The sequence below is a fragment of the Micromonospora sp. IBHARD004 genome, from assembly GCF_052814115.1.
This window is the reverse complement of sequence record NZ_CP199934.1, coordinates 111,198-127,875: the sequence shown is the minus strand read 5'-3', so window position 1 is coordinate 127,875 and position 16,678 is coordinate 111,198. Positions and strand designations below refer to the sequence as shown.

16 protein-coding genes and 1 tRNA gene are annotated in these 16,678 nt (G+C 71.4%); 7 read left to right on the top strand and 10 right to left on the bottom strand.

Annotated elements, in window-relative coordinates; all coding sequences use genetic code 11:
* Positions 1-112 precede the first annotated feature (112 nt).
* Together ACTWO6_RS00600 and ACTWO6_RS00595 are read right to left on the bottom strand one after the other, a co-directional pair.
* Positions 113-472 (bottom strand): DoxX family protein, encoded by a 360-nt coding sequence (locus tag ACTWO6_RS00600; RefSeq protein ID WP_446217683.1) that lies wholly within the window; start codon positions 470-472, stop codon positions 113-115.
* 12 nt (positions 473-484) lie between these two features.
* A complete protein-coding gene (locus tag ACTWO6_RS00595; RefSeq protein ID WP_446217682.1) occupies positions 485-1,153 on the bottom strand; it encodes an NAD(P)-dependent oxidoreductase in 669 nt (222 codons plus the stop codon).
* 154 nt (positions 1,154-1,307) lie between these two features.
* Between ACTWO6_RS00595 and ACTWO6_RS00590 the strand changes: the two genes are divergently transcribed.
* Positions 1,308-1,730 (top strand): MarR family transcriptional regulator, encoded by a 423-nt coding sequence (locus ACTWO6_RS00590; RefSeq protein ID WP_446217681.1) that lies wholly within the window; start codon positions 1,308-1,310, stop codon positions 1,728-1,730.
* Positions 1,731-1,738: 8 nt separating this feature from the next.
* Here the strand turns inward: ACTWO6_RS00590 and ACTWO6_RS00585 are convergent, their stop codons facing one another.
* Entirely contained in the window at positions 1,739-2,866 is a 1,128-nt protein-coding gene (locus tag ACTWO6_RS00585; RefSeq protein ID WP_446217680.1) for a PP2C family protein-serine/threonine phosphatase, read from the bottom strand.
* Positions 2,867-2,966: 100 nt separating this feature from the next.
* Complete coding sequence (locus ACTWO6_RS00580) at positions 2,967-3,599, bottom strand: septal ring lytic transglycosylase RlpA family protein (RefSeq protein ID WP_446217679.1); 633 nt, start codon at positions 3,597-3,599, stop codon at positions 2,967-2,969.
* Positions 3,600-3,729: 130 nt separating this feature from the next.
* On the opposite strand from ACTWO6_RS00580, the gene ACTWO6_RS00575 reads away from it, so the two are divergent.
* Positions 3,730-4,347 (top strand): phosphoribosyltransferase family protein, encoded by a 618-nt coding sequence (locus tag ACTWO6_RS00575; protein WP_446217678.1) that lies wholly within the window; start codon positions 3,730-3,732, stop codon positions 4,345-4,347.
* Between the two features lie 85 nt (positions 4,348-4,432).
* Complete coding sequence (locus tag ACTWO6_RS00570) at positions 4,433-5,452, top strand: questin oxidase family protein (RefSeq protein WP_446217677.1); 1,020 nt, start codon at positions 4,433-4,435, stop codon at positions 5,450-5,452.
* Here the strand turns inward: ACTWO6_RS00570 and ACTWO6_RS00565 are convergent.
* On the bottom strand, positions 5,445-5,960 hold the full coding sequence (locus tag ACTWO6_RS00565) for an alpha/beta hydrolase (RefSeq protein ID WP_446217676.1): 516 nt from the start codon (positions 5,958-5,960) through the stop codon (positions 5,445-5,447). The two genes, ACTWO6_RS00570 and ACTWO6_RS00565, sit on opposite strands and share 8 nt — an antisense overlap.
* Before the next feature lie 109 nt (positions 5,961-6,069).
* Between ACTWO6_RS00565 and ACTWO6_RS00560 the strand changes: the two genes are divergently transcribed.
* The gene (locus ACTWO6_RS00560) at positions 6,070-6,501 is read left to right on the top strand and encodes an ASCH domain-containing protein (RefSeq protein WP_446217675.1); all 432 of its coding nucleotides are present in this window, start codon (positions 6,070-6,072) and stop codon (positions 6,499-6,501) included.
* Positions 6,502-6,513: 12 nt separating this feature from the next.
* On the opposite strand, the gene ACTWO6_RS00555 is transcribed toward ACTWO6_RS00560, so the two are convergent.
* The 3 genes from ACTWO6_RS00555 to ACTWO6_RS00545 form a co-directional block, all read right to left on the bottom strand.
* A complete protein-coding gene (locus ACTWO6_RS00555; protein ID WP_446217674.1) occupies positions 6,514-7,395 on the bottom strand; it encodes an LLM class flavin-dependent oxidoreductase in 882 nt (293 codons plus the stop codon).
* Positions 7,396-7,454: 59 nt separating this feature from the next.
* The gene (locus tag ACTWO6_RS00550) at positions 7,455-8,525 is read right to left on the bottom strand and encodes a MerR family transcriptional regulator (protein ID WP_446217673.1); all 1,071 of its coding nucleotides are present in this window, start codon (positions 8,523-8,525) and stop codon (positions 7,455-7,457) included.
* A gap of 144 nt (positions 8,526-8,669) precedes the next feature.
* Positions 8,670-9,230 (bottom strand): NUDIX hydrolase, encoded by a 561-nt coding sequence (locus ACTWO6_RS00545; RefSeq protein ID WP_446217672.1) that lies wholly within the window; start codon positions 9,228-9,230, stop codon positions 8,670-8,672.
* Positions 9,231-9,636: 406 nt separating this feature from the next.
* On the opposite strand from ACTWO6_RS00545, the gene ACTWO6_RS00540 reads away from it, so the two are divergent.
* The 3 genes from ACTWO6_RS00540 (at position 9,637) to ACTWO6_RS00530 (ending at position 12,342) form a co-directional block, all read left to right on the top strand.
* Positions 9,637-10,572, top strand: a complete 936-nt coding sequence (locus ACTWO6_RS00540) for an ATP-binding cassette domain-containing protein (protein ID WP_446217671.1) — start codon at positions 9,637-9,639, stop codon at positions 10,570-10,572.
* Complete coding sequence (locus ACTWO6_RS00535; protein WP_446217670.1) at positions 10,569-11,318, top strand: ABC transporter permease; 750 nt, start codon at positions 10,569-10,571, stop codon at positions 11,316-11,318. The genes ACTWO6_RS00540 and ACTWO6_RS00535 overlap by 4 nt, the downstream gene beginning before the upstream one ends.
* A 187-nt stretch (positions 11,319-11,505) precedes the next feature.
* Positions 11,506-12,342 carry a DUF4097 family beta strand repeat-containing protein gene (locus tag ACTWO6_RS00530; RefSeq protein ID WP_446217669.1) on the top strand — a complete coding sequence of 279 codons (837 nt, stop codon included), beginning with the start codon at positions 11,506-11,508 and terminating at the stop codon, positions 12,340-12,342.
* A 112-nt stretch (positions 12,343-12,454) separates the two neighbouring features.
* Here ACTWO6_RS00530 and ACTWO6_RS00525 read toward each other — a convergent pair whose 3' ends face one another.
* Positions 12,455-15,592 (bottom strand): BTAD domain-containing putative transcriptional regulator, encoded by a 3,138-nt coding sequence (locus tag ACTWO6_RS00525; RefSeq protein WP_446217668.1) that lies wholly within the window; start codon positions 15,590-15,592, stop codon positions 12,455-12,457.
* 883 nt (positions 15,593-16,475) lie between these two features.
* Positions 16,476-16,549 (bottom strand) — tRNA-Gly (locus tag ACTWO6_RS00520).
* Positions 16,550-16,678: the final 129 nt, after the last annotated feature.

The following is a 16,678-nucleotide window of genomic DNA, read 5'->3' as shown; positions in this document are numbered from 1 at the left end:
CGCTGGCCCCGCTTCCGGACAGGTGTTACCGATCAGTAACCCCGACTGTATTACTCACCGGTAGGCAACGACAAGCCGATCGAGGAAGTGACAGCGATTACACACTTCCAGTTCAGCTTCCGGCCAATCCCAGCGCCAACGCGGCTCCGGAGAGCACCAGGAAGCCGTTCGCGAGCACAAACTGGGCCGAGCGGTCGCGGGCCAGCAGGTGGGTGTGCACGGCGCAGGCGAAGAAGAGCACCAGCCCGGCCGCCGCGGCCACGCCGACCAGTGGGACCCCGAGCAGCCCGAGCAGCAGCCCGACCGCACCCGCCGTCTTCAGGGTGCCGATGGGGAAGGTCAGCCAGGATTCCGGCACCCCCGCCGCCGCCATGCCGGGCAGGATCGGCCGGAGGTGGAGCAGGGCCGCGATCCCGGAGAACCCGGTCGCGGCGACGGCGAGGGCGGTCACGACGACGTACGCGAGGTGCACGACGCGCTCCGTTCAGTTGGCGATGCCGACGGTCCGGCCGACCGACTCCGGCCGGTCGAGCAGGTGGCGCATGGCGTGGGCGACATCGGCCCGGGAGACGGTGAGCCCGCCCCGCACGTTGCGCCCGTACGCAGTCCGGTAGACGCCGGTCGGCGGCTGGTCGGTCAGCCGGGGCGGGCGCACCGCCGTCCAGTCGAGGCCGCTGTCCCGCAGCACCTCCTCCATCAGCGCCAGGTCGGCGTAGTGCCGGCGCAGCACCCGCCTGATCGCCGGCCCGAGCAGGTACCGCATCAGCGGGCCGTCGCCCGGGTCGCGCCGCGGCGGGTGCGGCCGGCCGGGGGTCGGGACCGTGCCGACCGGCGCCGCGCTGACCACGACGATCCGGCGTACGCCGCCGGCGGTCATCGCCTCGACCAGGGCCCGGGTGCCCCGGGTGGCGATGCCGGCGTCGGCCGACGAGCGGGGGCCGAGGCCGGACAGGACCGCGTCGGCGCCCTCGACCGCGCCGCGCAGCGCCGTCGGGTCGGCCGTCGCCAGGTCGGCGGCGACCACCCGGACCGGCGCCCCGGCCAGCTTCCCGGGGTCGCGCACCACGGCGGTGACATCGTCCCCGGCGGCGACCGCCTGGTCGACGAGGTGCCGGCCGATACCGCCGCTGGCGCCGACGATCGTGAGCTTCATGAAAACGCCTCCTCGCCATCGACCGCGTTCGGCGGCCGGGCCTCGTAAGATATGGAAACCGTAACAGTTGATACGAGGCCCAAACAATATGGATTCCGTAGAACTTGAGGACGCGCGTCACCGCCGGCGCACGGCGACCCGGATCAAGGAGACGATGCGCGAGCTGAACAACCAGCTCGCGCTCCTCAACCACCACGTCGGCGTACGCCTCTCGCTGCGCGACGTGGACCTGGAGTGCCTCGACCTGATCGCCCGGCACGGACCGCTCAGCCCCGGCGCGCTGGCCCGGCGGGCCGGGCTGCACCCGGCGACCGTGACCGGCATCCTCGACCGGCTCCAGCGCGGCGGCTGGATCGTCCGGGAGCGGGACCCGGACGCCACGGACCGCCGCTCGGTCACCGTCCGGGCGCTGCGTGAGCGCAACGCGGAGCTGTACGGCCTGTACGCCGGCATGAACAGCGCGATGGACGAGATCTGCGCCGGGTACGACGGGAGCCAGCTGGAGGTGATCGCCGACTTCCTCCGCCGCGCCGGCGAGGCGGGCCGGCGGGCCACCGACGAGCTGGCCGAGGACTGACGGCGGGGTCAGCTCTCGGCCGCGCCGACCTCCCAGCTCGGCACGGCGGCGGTCGCGCCGCTGCGCGGCCCGGTGTACTCCATCAGCACCAGCGCGATGTCGTCGTCGAGCCGGCCGTGCACCCACTCGACCAGGGCGGTCTCCAGCGAGGCCAGGCCGTCGCCGACCGTGCCGTGCCCGAGCAGCCGCCAGGCCCGGTCGGCGGTCGGGAAGAACTCGCCGTCCCGGCGGGCCTCGCCGAGGCCGTCGGTGAAGAGCAGCAGCCGGTCGCCCGGTTCGAGCCGTTCCACCCGGGGGCGGACCACCGGCATGAAGCCGAGCGGGGGCGCGGGGGCGGGCGGTTCGAGCGGGATCACCGCGCCCCGGCGCAGCAGCAGCGGCGGCGGGTGTCCACAGTTGACGATGGTGAGCGTGCCGCCCCGCTCCTCGACCAGCGCGGCGGTGACGAAGTCCTCGTCGCCCACGTTGCGGGCCACCGCCCGATCCAGGTCGGTCACCACGGCCCGCAGGTCCGCCCGCTCGTAGGCGACGTGCCGGTACGAGCCGAGCACGATGCTGGCCAGCCGGACCGCGTCCAGCCCCTTGCCCCGGACGTCCCCGATGATCATGCGGACCCCGTACGGGGTGTCCATCGCCTCGTAGAGGTCGCCACCGATCTCGGCGGTGGCGGTCGAGGAGATGTAGCGCCCCGCCACCGCGAGCGTGCCCACCTGCGGGCCGAGCGGCCGGAGCACCGCCTGCTGGGCCACCGCCGCCAGCTTCGACAACTCGGCGATCTGCTCGGCCTGCCGCTGGCGCACCGAGGCGACCGCGGCGGCGATCGCGGTGGCCAGCGCGATCCCGGCGACGTTGACCGCACTGACCAGCGACATGGTCCGCTCGGCGAGGGCGAAGCTGGCGCCGATGACGGTGGCGAGGACACCCACTCCGAGCACCACCCGCCAGGAGGCCAGGGCGGCGGCGAGGAACGGGGCGGCCACCATCAGCGCCACGTAGTGCGCCGACCGGCCGTCGGCCAGCTCCACGGCGGAGACGAGTACGAGCAGCGCGAGGGCCGCGCCGAGGCCGGCGCGGGATCCGGGGCTCAGCGGGCCGCGGCCCGACTGAAAGGGTTGCGTGCGTACACCGGACAGCATGCCTGATGGACGTGAACAGGTGAATGAACCTGACCCGTCGTCCGAGGACGTTCTGTCCGGCCGGATCGCCCCGCCGGGCCGATCGCCGTCGGTCACCGGATCAGCCGAGCACCTCGTACTTCACGTCGACCTCGCCGAGATCGACGGAGGCGATCGCCGCGAAGGCGGCCCGGGAGAGGTCCAGGCAGCGCCCGTCCACGTACGGGCCACGGTCGTTGATCCGGACGGTGACCGACTTGCCGTTGGCCGGGTTGGTCACCCGCACCTTCGTGTTGAAGGGCAGCGTCTTGTGGGCGGCGGTCAGCGCGTCGGGGTTGAAGGTCTCCCCGTTGGCGGTCAGCTGACCCTCGTCGTAGAAGGAGGCCCCGCAGGAGCCGCTGTCGAGGACCTTGGCGGCCGCGGCGGTCTTCTTCGCCGTGGCGGTCGGCTTGGGGCTGGCGGTGCGGGCCTTGCTCCGGGAGGCGGCCTGGGTTCGGGTGGCCTTCGGGCTGGGGGTGGCCGTCGGCGAGGGGCTCAGGCTCGGCGAGCCGGACGCGCTGGGCGGGGGGGACGCGGAGCTGGACGTCAGGGTGCTGGGCAGGGCCTCGGCGCCGGCCGGCTCGGGAGCGGCCGAGCCGGAGGTGAGCTGGACCGCGCCGACGGTGCCGCCGACGGCGAGCGCCACGCCGACCGCCGCGGTGGCCGCGATGGCGGCGGGCGAGAACTTGCGGGTACGGAAGTGCCTACCAGCCACCGGCCCGGTCCTTTCGTCATCTGAACAAGCCGGCTCGGACCGTAACGAGAGAAGTACTTCCGAAGTCAACGTGATCATGGTGGTATGCCCATATTTACCCTGGTACGTGTGGCCGATCGGACCGCCCCAGATGGCCGATCGGAGGAATGATCGCTGGCCACGGCCTGTCCGGCATCGTCTGGCGTCGGTGTCCGAGGATGGGACGGTGCTGAGTGAACGCCTGATCGAGCTCTTCCGCTGGGTCGACCCCGGCCCGGGGAGCGACCACCTGGTCAGCGACGTCTCCGGCTGGTGGCGGGACCCGGAGGTGCTGGTCGCCCTCGGTCCGGCCCTGGTGGCGCCCTTCCGGCCGGCCGGCCCGACCGTGGTGCTCGCCCCGGCGGTGACCGGGCTGCTGCTCGGACCGCTCGCCGCGACCGCGCTCGGGGTGGGCTTCGTGCCGGCGTTCAAGGTGGGTGACGGGCGGGTCCCGGCCGGGGCGGTCAGCTGGGCACAGAGCCCACCCGACTTCCGGGGCCGGCGGGTCACCCTCGGTGTCCGGGACCGCCACCTCGGCCCGGGCGACCGGGTGCTGCTGGTGGACGACTGGGTGGCCACCGGCGCCCAACTGCGGGCCCTGCACGACCTCTGCGCGGCCCGTGGCGCCGAGGTGGTCGGCACCGCCGCCGTGGTCGCCGACCGCCCGCCGGAGGTCGCCGCCGAGCTGGGCGTCCGCGCCCTGGTCGACGCCGCCCGCCTCCTCGCCTGAGCGGGTGACGCCCGCCCGACCCCGAGGTGCGCCGCACGGGACCGATCTTGACTTCAAGCGCGCTTCAGGTTCGAGGATCGTCGGCATGGACGACGGCATCCTGAACGAGGCGTACCAGCGGCTGCACCGGACCGGCCCGGAGTTCGAGGGCTGGCTCTCCAACCACGGCCCGATGGCGGTCGAGGCACTTGTCCGGCACGGGCACGGGACGCGGGTGCACCGCTGGCTGGACGACTACCTGCGCCGCCTCGACGAGCTGCCCCGTGGGCTGCGCCCGATCGACGACTGGCGGGCGGCGCTCGGCGACCCGAAGCGGGCCGGCGACTGGCTCACCCACTTCGACCGCGAGCTGCGCGACCGTCCCTGGCGGGAGGTGCTCGGCACCTGGTGGCCCCGGCTGCTGCCGGGCATCGCCGCCGGCGCCACCCACGGGGTGATCCGGGTCGGGCACGCCGTCCGGGTGCTGCTCAACGACGGCGCCGGACCGGACCGGCTGGCCGAACTGGGCCAGGCGCTCGGCTACTGGGCCACCCGGTGGCAGCCGGTGCCCGGGGCCGGACCGCTCACCGGCCGGTCGGACGTGCCGGCCGCGCTGGCCGGGGTGCCCCGGATCGCCGAGCAGACCGGCGGCATCCGGGAGCGGCTGGGCCGGCTGCCCGACCTACCGCAGTGGCCCGGCGTGGTGACGGCGCTCCGCCCGCCGACCAGCCCGGCGGAGGCCGAGCGGACCCTCACCGACCTGGTGCACCGGGCGGGCCTGGACTACCTCCGGTTCGGGCACGGCAACCCGGTGATGCTGGTGCACGCGGTGACCGCGCCGACCGCGGTGCTGCGTACCCTGCCGGCCCTGGACCCTGGGCTGTGGGCGCCGAGCGTCGCCGCGGCCTGGTCGGCCACGGCCGCCGTCACCTCGGTGTACGCCGCACCGGCGGCGGTCCCGCCGCCGGCGGTCGCGCCCGGCGGCCCGGCGGAGGTCTTCGCCCGGGCGGCCCGGCACGGCGACGCGCACGTGGTGAAGCTGGCCGACGCGGTGCTCGACGCGCACGCGGCGACCGGCGACGACCGGGTGCTCGCGGCGGCCGGCTACGCCGGACAGCTCATCTGACGAAATCCTCGACGGCGGTGCAGACCCGGCCCAGCACCTCGGCGGAGCGGGCCAGCGGGCCGGGCACCATCATCGAATGGTCCGCGCCGGGGATCTCCAGCACGTGCGGGGTGAGCCGGCGGGCCACCTCGCCGTCCCAGAGCTGATCCGCCGTGCCGCCGACCAGCAGGAACGGCTCGCTCGCCCGGCTCAGCGCGGCGGTCACGTCGGCCCGGTTGAGCAGCGGGGTGAGCCAGACCGCCCGCAGCCCCCGGTCCGCGGCGAGCGGGGCGGCGAAGGTGCCGAGCGACTTGCCGACCAGGAGGTCCGTCGGCTCGCCGAGGGCGGGCGTCACCTGCTCGGCCACCCACGGCGCGGCCCGGTCGCCGCCCAGGTCCCGGGGCACCTGCCAGGTGACCTCGTGGGTGTCGAAACCGAGCCGGCGCAGCGCCTCGCCGACGTGGACGAAGAGCGGGGCCCGGGTGTCGTAGCCCCGGCCCGGGATGAGCACCGCGCGCCGGTCCGCCATGGTCGCCTCCTCGTGGTCCAGACCGCCCTCACGCTAGCGCTGACGGGGACGCAGGTGGGGGAAGCGAAAGGGCGCGACGAGAGATCACCCGACGACTAGCCTCGGCAGGATGTGGCCCCGCATCGGTGGACTGCGCTCGCTCGCCCTCGGTACGCCCGGCGAGCTGCGCGCCACGCTCAACACCCTGGTGCTGGCTGGCGTGAAGACCGCCACCGCCGGCCTGATCAGCGAGTACGCGCAGGAGAATGAGGAGCTGGAGCAGGTCGGCGAGCGGCTGGCCCTCGTCGACGACCACGATGCGCTGGTCGGGGTCGTCGAGGTCACCGGCGTCGAGGTGGTCCGCTTCGCCGAGGTGCCCTGGGACTTCGCCCGCTCCGAAGGGGAGGGTGACCGGTCCATCGAGGAGTGGCGGGAGGGCCATGGCGCCTACTGGGCGCGGCAGGGCACCCCGGTCACCGACGACACGCAGATCGTCTGCATCCGCTTCCGGCTGGTCTCGGCCGGCGACGGCGGCATCAGCACCGGCGACCTCAGCACCTGAGCGGGCCTGTCCTCAGGCGCGGCGCAGCTCCGGCAGGAGCCGGGTGGCGACGTCGACCAGGACCTGCTCGTCGCCGGCGTACCAGCTGCTGGCCCGCGGCCAGTGCGTGGCGACGTCGGTGAAGCCCAGCCGGGCGGCCCGGCCGACCTGCTCGGCGAAGAAGTCCGCGCTGCTCAGCGAGAAGACCGGCGCCGCGTCGAGCGACAGGTGACGGTCGAGGGTGGCCGGGTCGCGGCCCGCCTTCTCCAACGTCTCGTCCATCCGGGCGGAGAGCTCCGCGACCGAGGACCACCAGCTCTCCAGATCGTCACCGCTCGTGCCGGTGGTCACCCAGCCCTGCCCGAAGCCGGCCACCAGCCGCATCGAACGCGGCCCGTTCGCGGCGAGCACGAACGGCACCCGGGGCTGCTGCACGCAGCCCGGGTTGTTCCGGGCGTCCACGGCGGCGAACCACTCGCCGCGCCAGGTCGTCCCGTCCTCCCGCAGGATCAGGTCCAGCAGCTCGATGAACTCGGCGAACCGGTCCACCCGCTGCCGCGGCGGCAGCGTCTCGCCGCCCAGCACGGTGGCGTCGAAGCCGATCCCGCCGGCGCCGATACCGAGCAGCAGCCGGCCGCTCGAGACGTCGTCCAACGCGGTCACCTGCCGGGCGAAGGCCGCCGGGTGCCGGAAGTTGGGCGAGGCGACCAGCGTGCCGAGCCGGATCCGCGAGGTCACCGTCGCGGCGGCGGTCAGCGTGGTCATCGAGTCGAACCACGGCCCGTCGACCAGGTCCCGCCAGCCCAGGTGGTCGTACGTCCAGGCGTGGTCGAAGCCCCACTCGTCGGCCTGCCGCCAGCGGCGCTGCGATTCCGACCAGCGCTGGTCCGGGAGGATCACGATGCCAATCCGCATGATCGCCAGCCTACGGCCTGGCCGGCCGGCCCGAGCGGGTCCGGCCGGCCAGGCCGGGGTCAGTCCGCCACGACGTCGGCGACCACGCAGGCGAGGTTGTCCGGCGCGCCCTCGGCGTACGCGAGGTCGACCAGGCGCCCGACTGCGCTCTCCGGGTCGTCGGCCCCGGCGAGTGCACGGTGCAGCGCCTCCTGCCCGACGACGGCGGAGATTCCGTCGGAGCAGAGCAGGTAACGGTCCCCGGCCAGGGCGGTCCGCAGCGCCAGATCCGCCTCGACCTGGTCGCCACCGGCACCGAGGGCCCGCACCAGCAGGGCACGCTGCGGGTGCGCGGCGACCTGCCCGGGCGCGAGTCGACCCTGGTCGACCAGCGACTGCACGTACGTGTGGTCCTGGGTCAGCCGGAACAGCTCGCCCCCGCGCAGCAGGTACGCCCGGGTGTCCCCGACGTGCACCAGCGCGAGTTGCGATCCGCGCCGGAGGAGCGCCGTCAGGGTGGTGATCGGCTGGTGCTCCTCCGTCGCCGCGTCGCGTACCGTGCGCTCGGCCGACTGGACCGCCCCGGCCAGCGTGGCGAGCAGCTCGGCGGCCGGCGCGTCGGCGAGTTCCAGCGGCTTCAGCGCGTCGACGGCGGCGGCGCTGGCGGCGGCGCCGCCCGGACCGCGCAGGCCGTCCGCCACGGCCAGCAGGTTCCCGCTCGCGTACGCGGTGTCCTCGTTGCTGTCCCGGACGGCGCCGGCCTCGCAGCGGACGGCGTGGCGGAAACCGAGGGCGGGTCTGGTGTCGGGCATGGTGCTGCTCCCTCCGGAGAGCTGTTCGACGAGGTCGGAGACGACGCGGGCGCGGGCAGCGGTGTCGGCGCTGACCCGTCGCCAGTAGGCGTCGATCGCCTTCGCGGCCGCGGCCCGGTCGAGACCGCAGACGGCGCGGACGTTTGCCAGCGGCATCCCGGCCCGGCGCAGCGCGGCTATCAGCCGGGCTCGGTCGAGCTGACCCGGCTCGTACAGCCGGTACCCGGATTGCGGGTCGACGGCGGCCGGCGGCAGCAGCCCGAGTTCGTCGTAGAGACGCAGGGCCTTCGGCGTCAGCCGCGCTGCCCGGGCGAACGCCCCGATGGTCAGCAACTCCACGTCGGCATCCTCCTCGTACCGGTCCGGATGACCGGCACGGACCAGGCTGTGGCTTGCCCCAAGGTCAAGGTCAAGGTCGCGACCAGGGACCGGTCACGCTCGGGCTGGCGGTCGCCGCCGGCTGAGGTTCCGGCGCAGGCCGGATCAGGCGGCCAGGCGGGCCAGCATCCGACCGAGGTGGGGTTCGCACCTCGACGGGTCGGCGGCGACCTCCTGCGGCGTCCACCAGCGGACACCGCGGAACTCACCCGGGTCGGGGATCAGCTTCTGATCCCGGCTGCCGCTCAGCACGAACCAGAGGCTGACGTCGGTGTGCCGCTCCTCCGGCGCGCCGACGGTGTCGGTCACGGTGAGGAAGGCCGGGCGCTCGCCGAAGCGCGGTGAGAAGACGGCCGGCACGCCCAGCTCCTCCACCACCTCCCGGCGCACGGTCTCGGCCGGATGCTCGCCCGGCTCGACGTGACCGCCGCTGGGCAGCCACAAGCCGGCCTTGCGGTGGTCGACCAGCAGCACGCTGCCGTCCGCCGCGTCGTGGAGCAGGAAATACGCCACCAGGTGCGGCGAGGGGGTGCGGGGCTTCTCCCGGCGGAAGATGTCGTCGGTCCCGGCCAGCCAGGCCAGGCACTCCGCCCGGTGCCGCGCCGCCAACTCGTCCACCGGCGTCAGCGCCTCGACCAGGTCCCGGATCTCCGCCTCCACCCGCATGCCCCGGATGCTGTCAGCCGGGTACGACAGCTGTCAGCCCGCCGGCTGCGGATTGGCGTCGACCGCGGCGCGAACGAACTCGCGTACCCGGGCGGTGGTGTTGGTCTCCCGCCACGAGGGAGAGCATCTCGGAGAAGGTGTTGCCGACCGGCCCCTTCGGCACCGGCCGCCCCGACGGCGTCCGCTCCGGCGTACGGTCGCGTCTGAACTCGGCCGAGGTCACAGCCGGGTACTGCACCACCGGATGGCCGGCGAGCACCTCCAGGGAGACCGACGCCTGACCGGCGAGCGGGTGGCCGGCGGCCACCGCGAGCGCCCGCCCCTCGTGACGAGGTAGAACGCCGTGTCAGTGGTCGTGTCAGGGGCGTGTCAGGGACGTGTCAGGCCGGGTGCCGACAGTGGTCGCATGACAAGTTCGGCGATTGAAGTTTCAGGGCTGCGGAAGGCATACGGGGACAAAGCCGTGCTCGATGGCATCGATCTAGATGTTCGTGCGGGTACGGTTTTTTCCCTGCTCGGCCCGAATGGGGCGGGTAAGACGACGACGGTGAACGTGCTGACCACGTTGATGAAGGCCGACGGTGGAACGGTACGGGTTGCCGGGCATGATGTCGCGACCGAGACCAAGGCGGTGCGTGCGGCAATCGGGGTCACCGGTCAGTTCGCGGCGGTGGATGAGCTGCTGACGGGGCAGGAGAACCTGCAGTTGATGGCGGATCTGAAGCGTGTGGGCTCCGGCGAGCTGGTTGTCACGGAGTTGCTGGAGCGGTTCGATCTGGTGGAGTCGGCGCAGAAGCTGGTGTCTACCTATTCCGGGGGTATGCGCCGGAAGCTGGATCTGGCGATGACGCTAATCGGCAAGCCACGAATCATTTTCCTGGACGAGCCGACGACGGGACTGGATCCGCGCAGCCGCCGCACGATGTGGGACATCGTCCGCGAGTTGGTGGCCGATGGTGTAACCATTTTCCTCACCACCCAGTACCTCGAGGAAGCCGATCAGCTCGCCGACCGGATCGCGGTACTCAACCAGGGCCGCCTGGTTGCCCAGGGCACTCCCGACGACCTCAAACGCCAGATCCCCGGCAGTCATGTCCGGCTTCGGTTCACCGACGTCGTCGAACTCGACGCGGCCGCGCGGGTCCTCACCGACTCCACGCGGGACGACGAGGCACTGGCCCTGCGGGTTCCCAGCGACGGTGGGACGAAATCGCTGCGGGCCCTGCTGGACAGGCTCGACGAGTACTCGATCAGCGCCGAAGAGTTCTCCGTCCACACACCGGACCTCGATGACGTTTTCCTCGCCCTGACTGGCCACACCACGGAGGTGGTCGCGAAATGAGCACCAAGTCCCATTCGATGGTCATGTTGCGTCGCAACTTCAAACACACCGCCCGGAATCCGACCTCGGTGTTCAACGCCGTCCTGATGCCGATCGTGATCATGTTGATGTTCGTGTACATCTTCGGAGACGCTTTCAACGTCGGTGTCGACTACATCGACTACGCGACGCCGGGACTGATGCTGTTGGCCGTCTGTTACGGGCTGGGGGCCACCGCGACGTCGGTGAACTCCGACATGACGAAGGGCATCATCAACCGGTTCAAGGTCATGGACGTCTCCCGTGGTGCGGTGTTGACCGGTCACGTCGTCGCCAGTGTGCTGACCAATCTGATCGCCATCGGGGCGCTCATCGGGGTGGCCTTCCTGCTGGGATTCAGCCCGTCGGCGAGTTCCCTCGATTGGCTCGGCGTGGTCGGCATCGTCGTGCTGCTCGGTTTCGCGGCCGGCTGGCTCACGGTCGCCCTGGGATTGGCGGCGAAGTCTCCGGAGACGGCGGGTCTGGCCGCCGTGCCGCTGGTCATGCTGCCGTTCTTCAGCAGCGCGATCGTACCGGCGGAGAAGATGGGTCCGGGCGTCCGGCAGTTCGCGGAGTACCAGCCCTTCACGCCGATCATCGAAACCTTGCGCGGGTTGCTCAACGGCGCACCGTCCTCCAGCGACGCGATCACCGCCATCGCCTGGTGCGTCGGCATCGCTCTCGTCGGGTACCTGTGGGCGCGTTCCACATTCAAGAGGCGCGCGTGACCTCCCGGGCGATGGCCTTCCGAGGACCGTGATCGGGCTGACCCCGAAGCCGCGAGCGACGAGCTGATACGGCGCGCGCTCGCCGGCGACGAGCGCGCGCCGCGGGCGTGCGGACCGATGCTTCACAGGCTGGGTTTGGCTGAGCCGCCCACCAACAGATCAAGTATGAGACAAGCGGAGAGTTGTCATGCCTACATTCGCCACGCCAGGACCCATCGTCGCCACCGTTGTTGTCGCCGGTGCTCAGGTGCGGGTCACCGCGAGCGACCGGACCGATACCGTGGTGCTGGTCGAACCCATCAACAAGGCGAGCCGGTTGGACGTCAAGGTGGCCAACAAAACCAAGGTCGACTTCGCCGGCGGTCAGCTATCGGTCAAGACGACCGCCTCCGGGGACAAGAGCGGTTCGGTCGCCATCACGATCGACCTGCCCGCCGGCTCCAGCCTGGTTTCGTACCTGGCGCACTCGGATGTTCACGCTGACGGCTCACTTGGAGAGTGCGAGCTGCACATGGCATCGGGTCGGGTCCAGCTCGATCGCATCAACGCGCTGCAGGCGAACATCGCGGCCGGTGAGGTCACGATCGGCCACATCGCCGAGCGCGCCAACATCGACGGTGCGGCGTTCGCAATGCGGATCAGCGAGGTCAAGGACACCGTCAAGCTCTCGAGCTCGGGCGGGCAGATCTGGATCGGCCACACATCAGCCGACCTCGATCTCAGCAGTGGCAGCGGCGGTTTCGACATCGACCGCGCCGACGGCAGCGTCACCGCCAAGACCGCCAGCGGTGCCATTCGGATCGGACGAATGAGGAACGGTCATGCGAAGCTGATGAACGGCTCAGGGAACATCGAGGTCGGCATCAGCGAGGGCACCGCGGCCTCCATCGACGTCAACAGCGAGCGAGGGTCGGTGCGCAACTGGCTTCCGTCGCTGGCAAGCCCTGGCCCGTCAGACCCCAAGGTCTCGGTCCACGCCCGCACGCGGCACGGCGACATCATCATTCAACCCGCAGCAAACTGACCTGAACGCGACGGCGCCGCCATGGCGCCGTCGCGTTCAGGGTCAGCCGACATCGCGATCGCCTGGTGCGGCGGGATCGCGCTCGTCGGGTACCTGTGGGCGCTTGCCACGTTCAGGAGGCGAGCGTGACGGTGACCAACTGAGACCAGCTCGTCTGCGTGCCCTCCCGAGCCGCCTCGGCGTACCGTGCTTCGCCGAGGCGGCTCCGCGCGGACTGCTCGATCCGGGCCACATCCGGGTGGGAACGATCCGGCAGTCCGCGCACGCCGGCGCTTGCCGCGAGCAGCCGCGCGGCCTGCTCGTACTCTTCGCTGCGTAGGGCCAGGTCCGCGACCCCGACGAGTACCTGCGCGATCAGGGGTGCGTGGCCCGCCTCGGAGGCCGCCTGGCAGGCCGCCGCGTGGTACGTACGGGCCTCGCTGGGATCGTCGGCGAGGTAGCCGAGCAGGTCGTGTGTTACCGCGCGGATGTTTGCCTGCTCCGCGTCGTTGCCCAGCATGGTTGTCGCGACGCCGAGTTGCTGGTATGCCTCCTCGGCGTTGCCGCGCCAGCGGGCGAGTTCCGCCTTCGCAAGGGCCAGCTCAGCCAGCGCATCCGGCCAGGTGACCCGTTCCGCGCACTGTTGCGCCTCGGCTATAGAAGCCTCGCTAGACTCCTCATCGCCTAGCAACCAGTACAGCTGCGCCTGTCGCGACCGCATCCGGATGACATCCTCGATAGCACCGACTTCGGTGACGACCGCGATCGCCTGTTCGTAGTGCTCCCGCGCACCGGCGAACTCGCCGCGCACGGCGATTCGGTCCGCCAGCTCGGTCAGGGCCATCGAGATCCCATACCTTTCGCCGATTGCCCGGAACTCGGCGAGCGCCATCTCGAGATACGCATCCGCATCCCGCCCGCCCTGGCCGAGCACGATCCGCATCTTGCCGAGGTGAAACCGGGCAAGTGCGCGTACCCAGGGGTCCTCGTCGTCCAGCAATGGTTCCCACGCGGGCAAGAACGCGTCCGGCGCCTGCAACATGCGTTCCAGCGGGACGACCAACCCCAGCAGCGGGTTGCGGGACTGACTGCGCTGGCTGAACCGGTATGCCTTGTGGATCCACTCCGCCGCCTGGTGTTCGTCGCCCCGCCCGGAGCTCGCGAACAGCACGACGAGCGCATACACGATGGCCCGGATCTCATCGGCCACCTCGCCGGGCGTTTCGGTGGCCGCGGTGATCAGCTCGATGCCTTCGGCCTTGTGCCCGCTGAGCCACCAGTACCAGCCGGCGCCCGCCGCGAGCCGCATCGCCGCGTGCGCCTCGCCAGCCGCGAGCGCACCACGCATCGCCGAACCGATGTTGTCGTGCTCGACCTCGAGCGTGGCGAGCCATTCCAATTGCTCGGCGCGGCGAAGATGCGGCTCCGCGGTCTCGGTGAGTTCGGTGAAGTAGCCGAGATGCGCCTGGCGGGCCAGGTCCGATTCCCCCGCCTCCGCGAGCCGGTGGCCCGCGTACTCCTTGATCGTGCCGAGCATCCGGTAACGCGGTGCGCGGCCGCCCTCGGTGAGCAGCAGCGATTTCTCGGCCAGCGAGGTGAGCAACTCGAGCACCTGCTCCTGCTCGACCGCATCGCAGGCACAGACCCGCTCGGCCGCTTCCAGGCTCGCCCCGCCCGAGAACACCGAGAGCCTGCGCAGGACCATCCGTTCGGCGTCGGTGAGCAACTCCCAGCTCCAGTCGACCACCGCGCGCAGCGTCCTGTGCCGCGGCAACGCGGTACGGCTACCGCTGGTCAGCAGGCGGAACCGGTCGTTGAGCCGGTGGGCGAGCTGATCGAGGGACATGGTGCGTAACCTGGCCGCGGCCAATTCGATCGCCAGCGGCATCCCGTCCAGCGCCCGGCAGACGCGCACCATCGTCGACAACGTGTGGGCGTCGATCGCGAGATCCCTGCGCACCGCGCCCGCCCGGTCCCGCAGCAACCGGACGGCCGGAGAGGACTCGATCTCGCCGGGGCCGGCGTCCCCCTCCGGCACGGCCAGCGGCTCGACCAGCCACAGCGCCTCACCGGTGATGCCGAGCGGTTCCCTGCTCGTCGCCAGGATCCGCAGCCGCTGGCACTGCCCGAGCAGTCGATGGGCGAACGCCGCCGCGGACTCGATCACGTGCTCGCAGTTGTCCAGGATCAGCAGCGCCTCCCGCTCGCGGATCGCGGCGATGAGCCGATCCGTCAGATCCGCGTTCGGTGCCCCGCCGAGCAGAGCATCCCGCAGGCCGAGCCCGGCGAGCGTCGACTGCGCCACGTCACCGTCCGCGCCGATGGCTGCCAGCTCCACCAGCCAGGCCCCGTCCGGCAGGTCGCCGAGCAGCGTGCGCGCGGTTTCCGTGGCCAGCCTGGTCTTTCCCGACCCGCCCGGCCCGATCAGAGTGGTGAGCCGATGGTCGGCGACGAGTTCGCCGACCGCGGCGACATCAGCGTCCTTGCCGACGAAGCTGGTCAGCTCGGCCCGCAGGTTGGTCTTCCGCTCCTCCTCCCGCCGTCCCAACTCGCCCCGCAGCAGCGCGACGTGCAACGCGGACAGCTCCGGTGAGGGGTCGACGCCCAGCGCGTCGGCCAGGGCTTCTCTCGTGCGCTGGTACACCAGCAGCGCGTCGGTGTTGCGACCGGCCGCGGCGAGGGCGCGCATCAGCGCAGCGACCAGCCGTTCTCGCACCGGATGCGCGGCCACCAGGTCGGTCAATTCGGTGACCAGCTTCACACCGTGGCCGAGGCTGATCTCCGCGTCGAACCGATCCTCCATGGCGGTCAGGCGTAGCCCCTCGAGCCGGGTGACCGCCGCGTCAAACGCTGCACTATCGGGCAGACCGACGTCCTGCATGGCGGCACCGCGCCACAATGCGAGGGCCCCGCGCAGCAGCCGTACTCGCTGTGGATCCTCGTCATTGCGGGCCTGGCCGACGAGGCGTTCGAACCGCACGGCGTCGACAGCGTCGGGTTCCACCGTCAACCGGTAGCCGTCCGTCTGCCCCTCGACCGACCCCTCCGGCAGCGCCTTCCGCAACCGGGAAACCAAGCGTTGCAAGGCATTCGCCGCGTCGGCGGGCGGGCGCTCACCCCAAATCCAGTCGACCAGCGTCGCCTTCTGGACCACGCGACCAGGTTCGAGCGCGAGGGCGATCAACAGCCCGCGCAACCGGGCGCCCGGCACGTCGGCTAAGACGCCGTCGTCCGCGCGAACCTCGAATGGTCCAAGCATCCCGATCTGCACCTAGCAGATCTTGCCACGGGCGATTGGCAGCCGACATCGCAGTCAACCCTCAGCCCCGGATAGGCAAACTGGCAGCCGACGCGATCAGGCGTGGACGTTCTCACTGACGCCTGAGTGCACCTAGAAGCCCCGTACCACTGGCCAATCCTGCCGGCCGGTGTGAACGTCCGGCTCTCGACAAAGTCACGCGACCAGCGGCAGATGAGTGTGAGTCATTGACGATTAGGATCGCTGTGATGATTGCCGAAGGCAGATTTCTACCAGGCCAGACCGCTGTTCGCCGTTACCTCCGTGGCCAGCACCCGACGTGGGCGCAAGCCACCAGGGTCATCGCCGACGACGGACGTGGGCTATTGCTGTGGCTGCCAGAAGGCGCTGACTTCGCGTGCCGAGTCAACTCAAACGGCCAGGTGCTGCGGGATGCAAATGCCATGCGGCGCCACCCAGGAAGCCAAGTGCCCGGCCTGTGCGAGACGGGCGCGGAAGCTACGGCGGCAGCAGATCCGGGAGGGCTGGCACCGTGACGAGGTCATCGGCTGGTCGGGGGCGATCGGCAAGCTCGGCGTGCCGGGTCTGCACTTCCACGATCCGCGGCACACCGGTAACACGATCGCGGCGCGCACCGGGGCGAGCACACGGGAACTGATGGCGCGCATGGGCCATGACTCGTCCCACGCGGCCATGATCTACCAACACGCCACCTCGGAGGCGGACCGGGCCATCGCCCAGGCGGTGAACGACGCGGTGAAGGCGGAGCGCAAAAGGCCAAGAAGGCGGGCAAGAAGCGTGCCTAGTGGCCCGTGGATGGCCCGCCGGGTGCTCCTGGCCGGAGGAACGTCGAAGGCCCTGGCTGAGACTTGCGTCCTGACCAGGGCCGTCACGTTGGAGCGGGTGACGGGAATCGAACCCGCACTGTCAGCTTGGGAAGCTGATGTTCTGCCATTGAACTACACCCGCAGGCGGCACCACTGTACCCGAGGTCACCGCGCCGGTGCATCCAGGTACCCCCGGGCGCGCCTATCCCGCCCTCGGCCCAGGGCGAAACCGGCCTGACACGATCTTGAAATCACGGGCGTGCTCGCATGC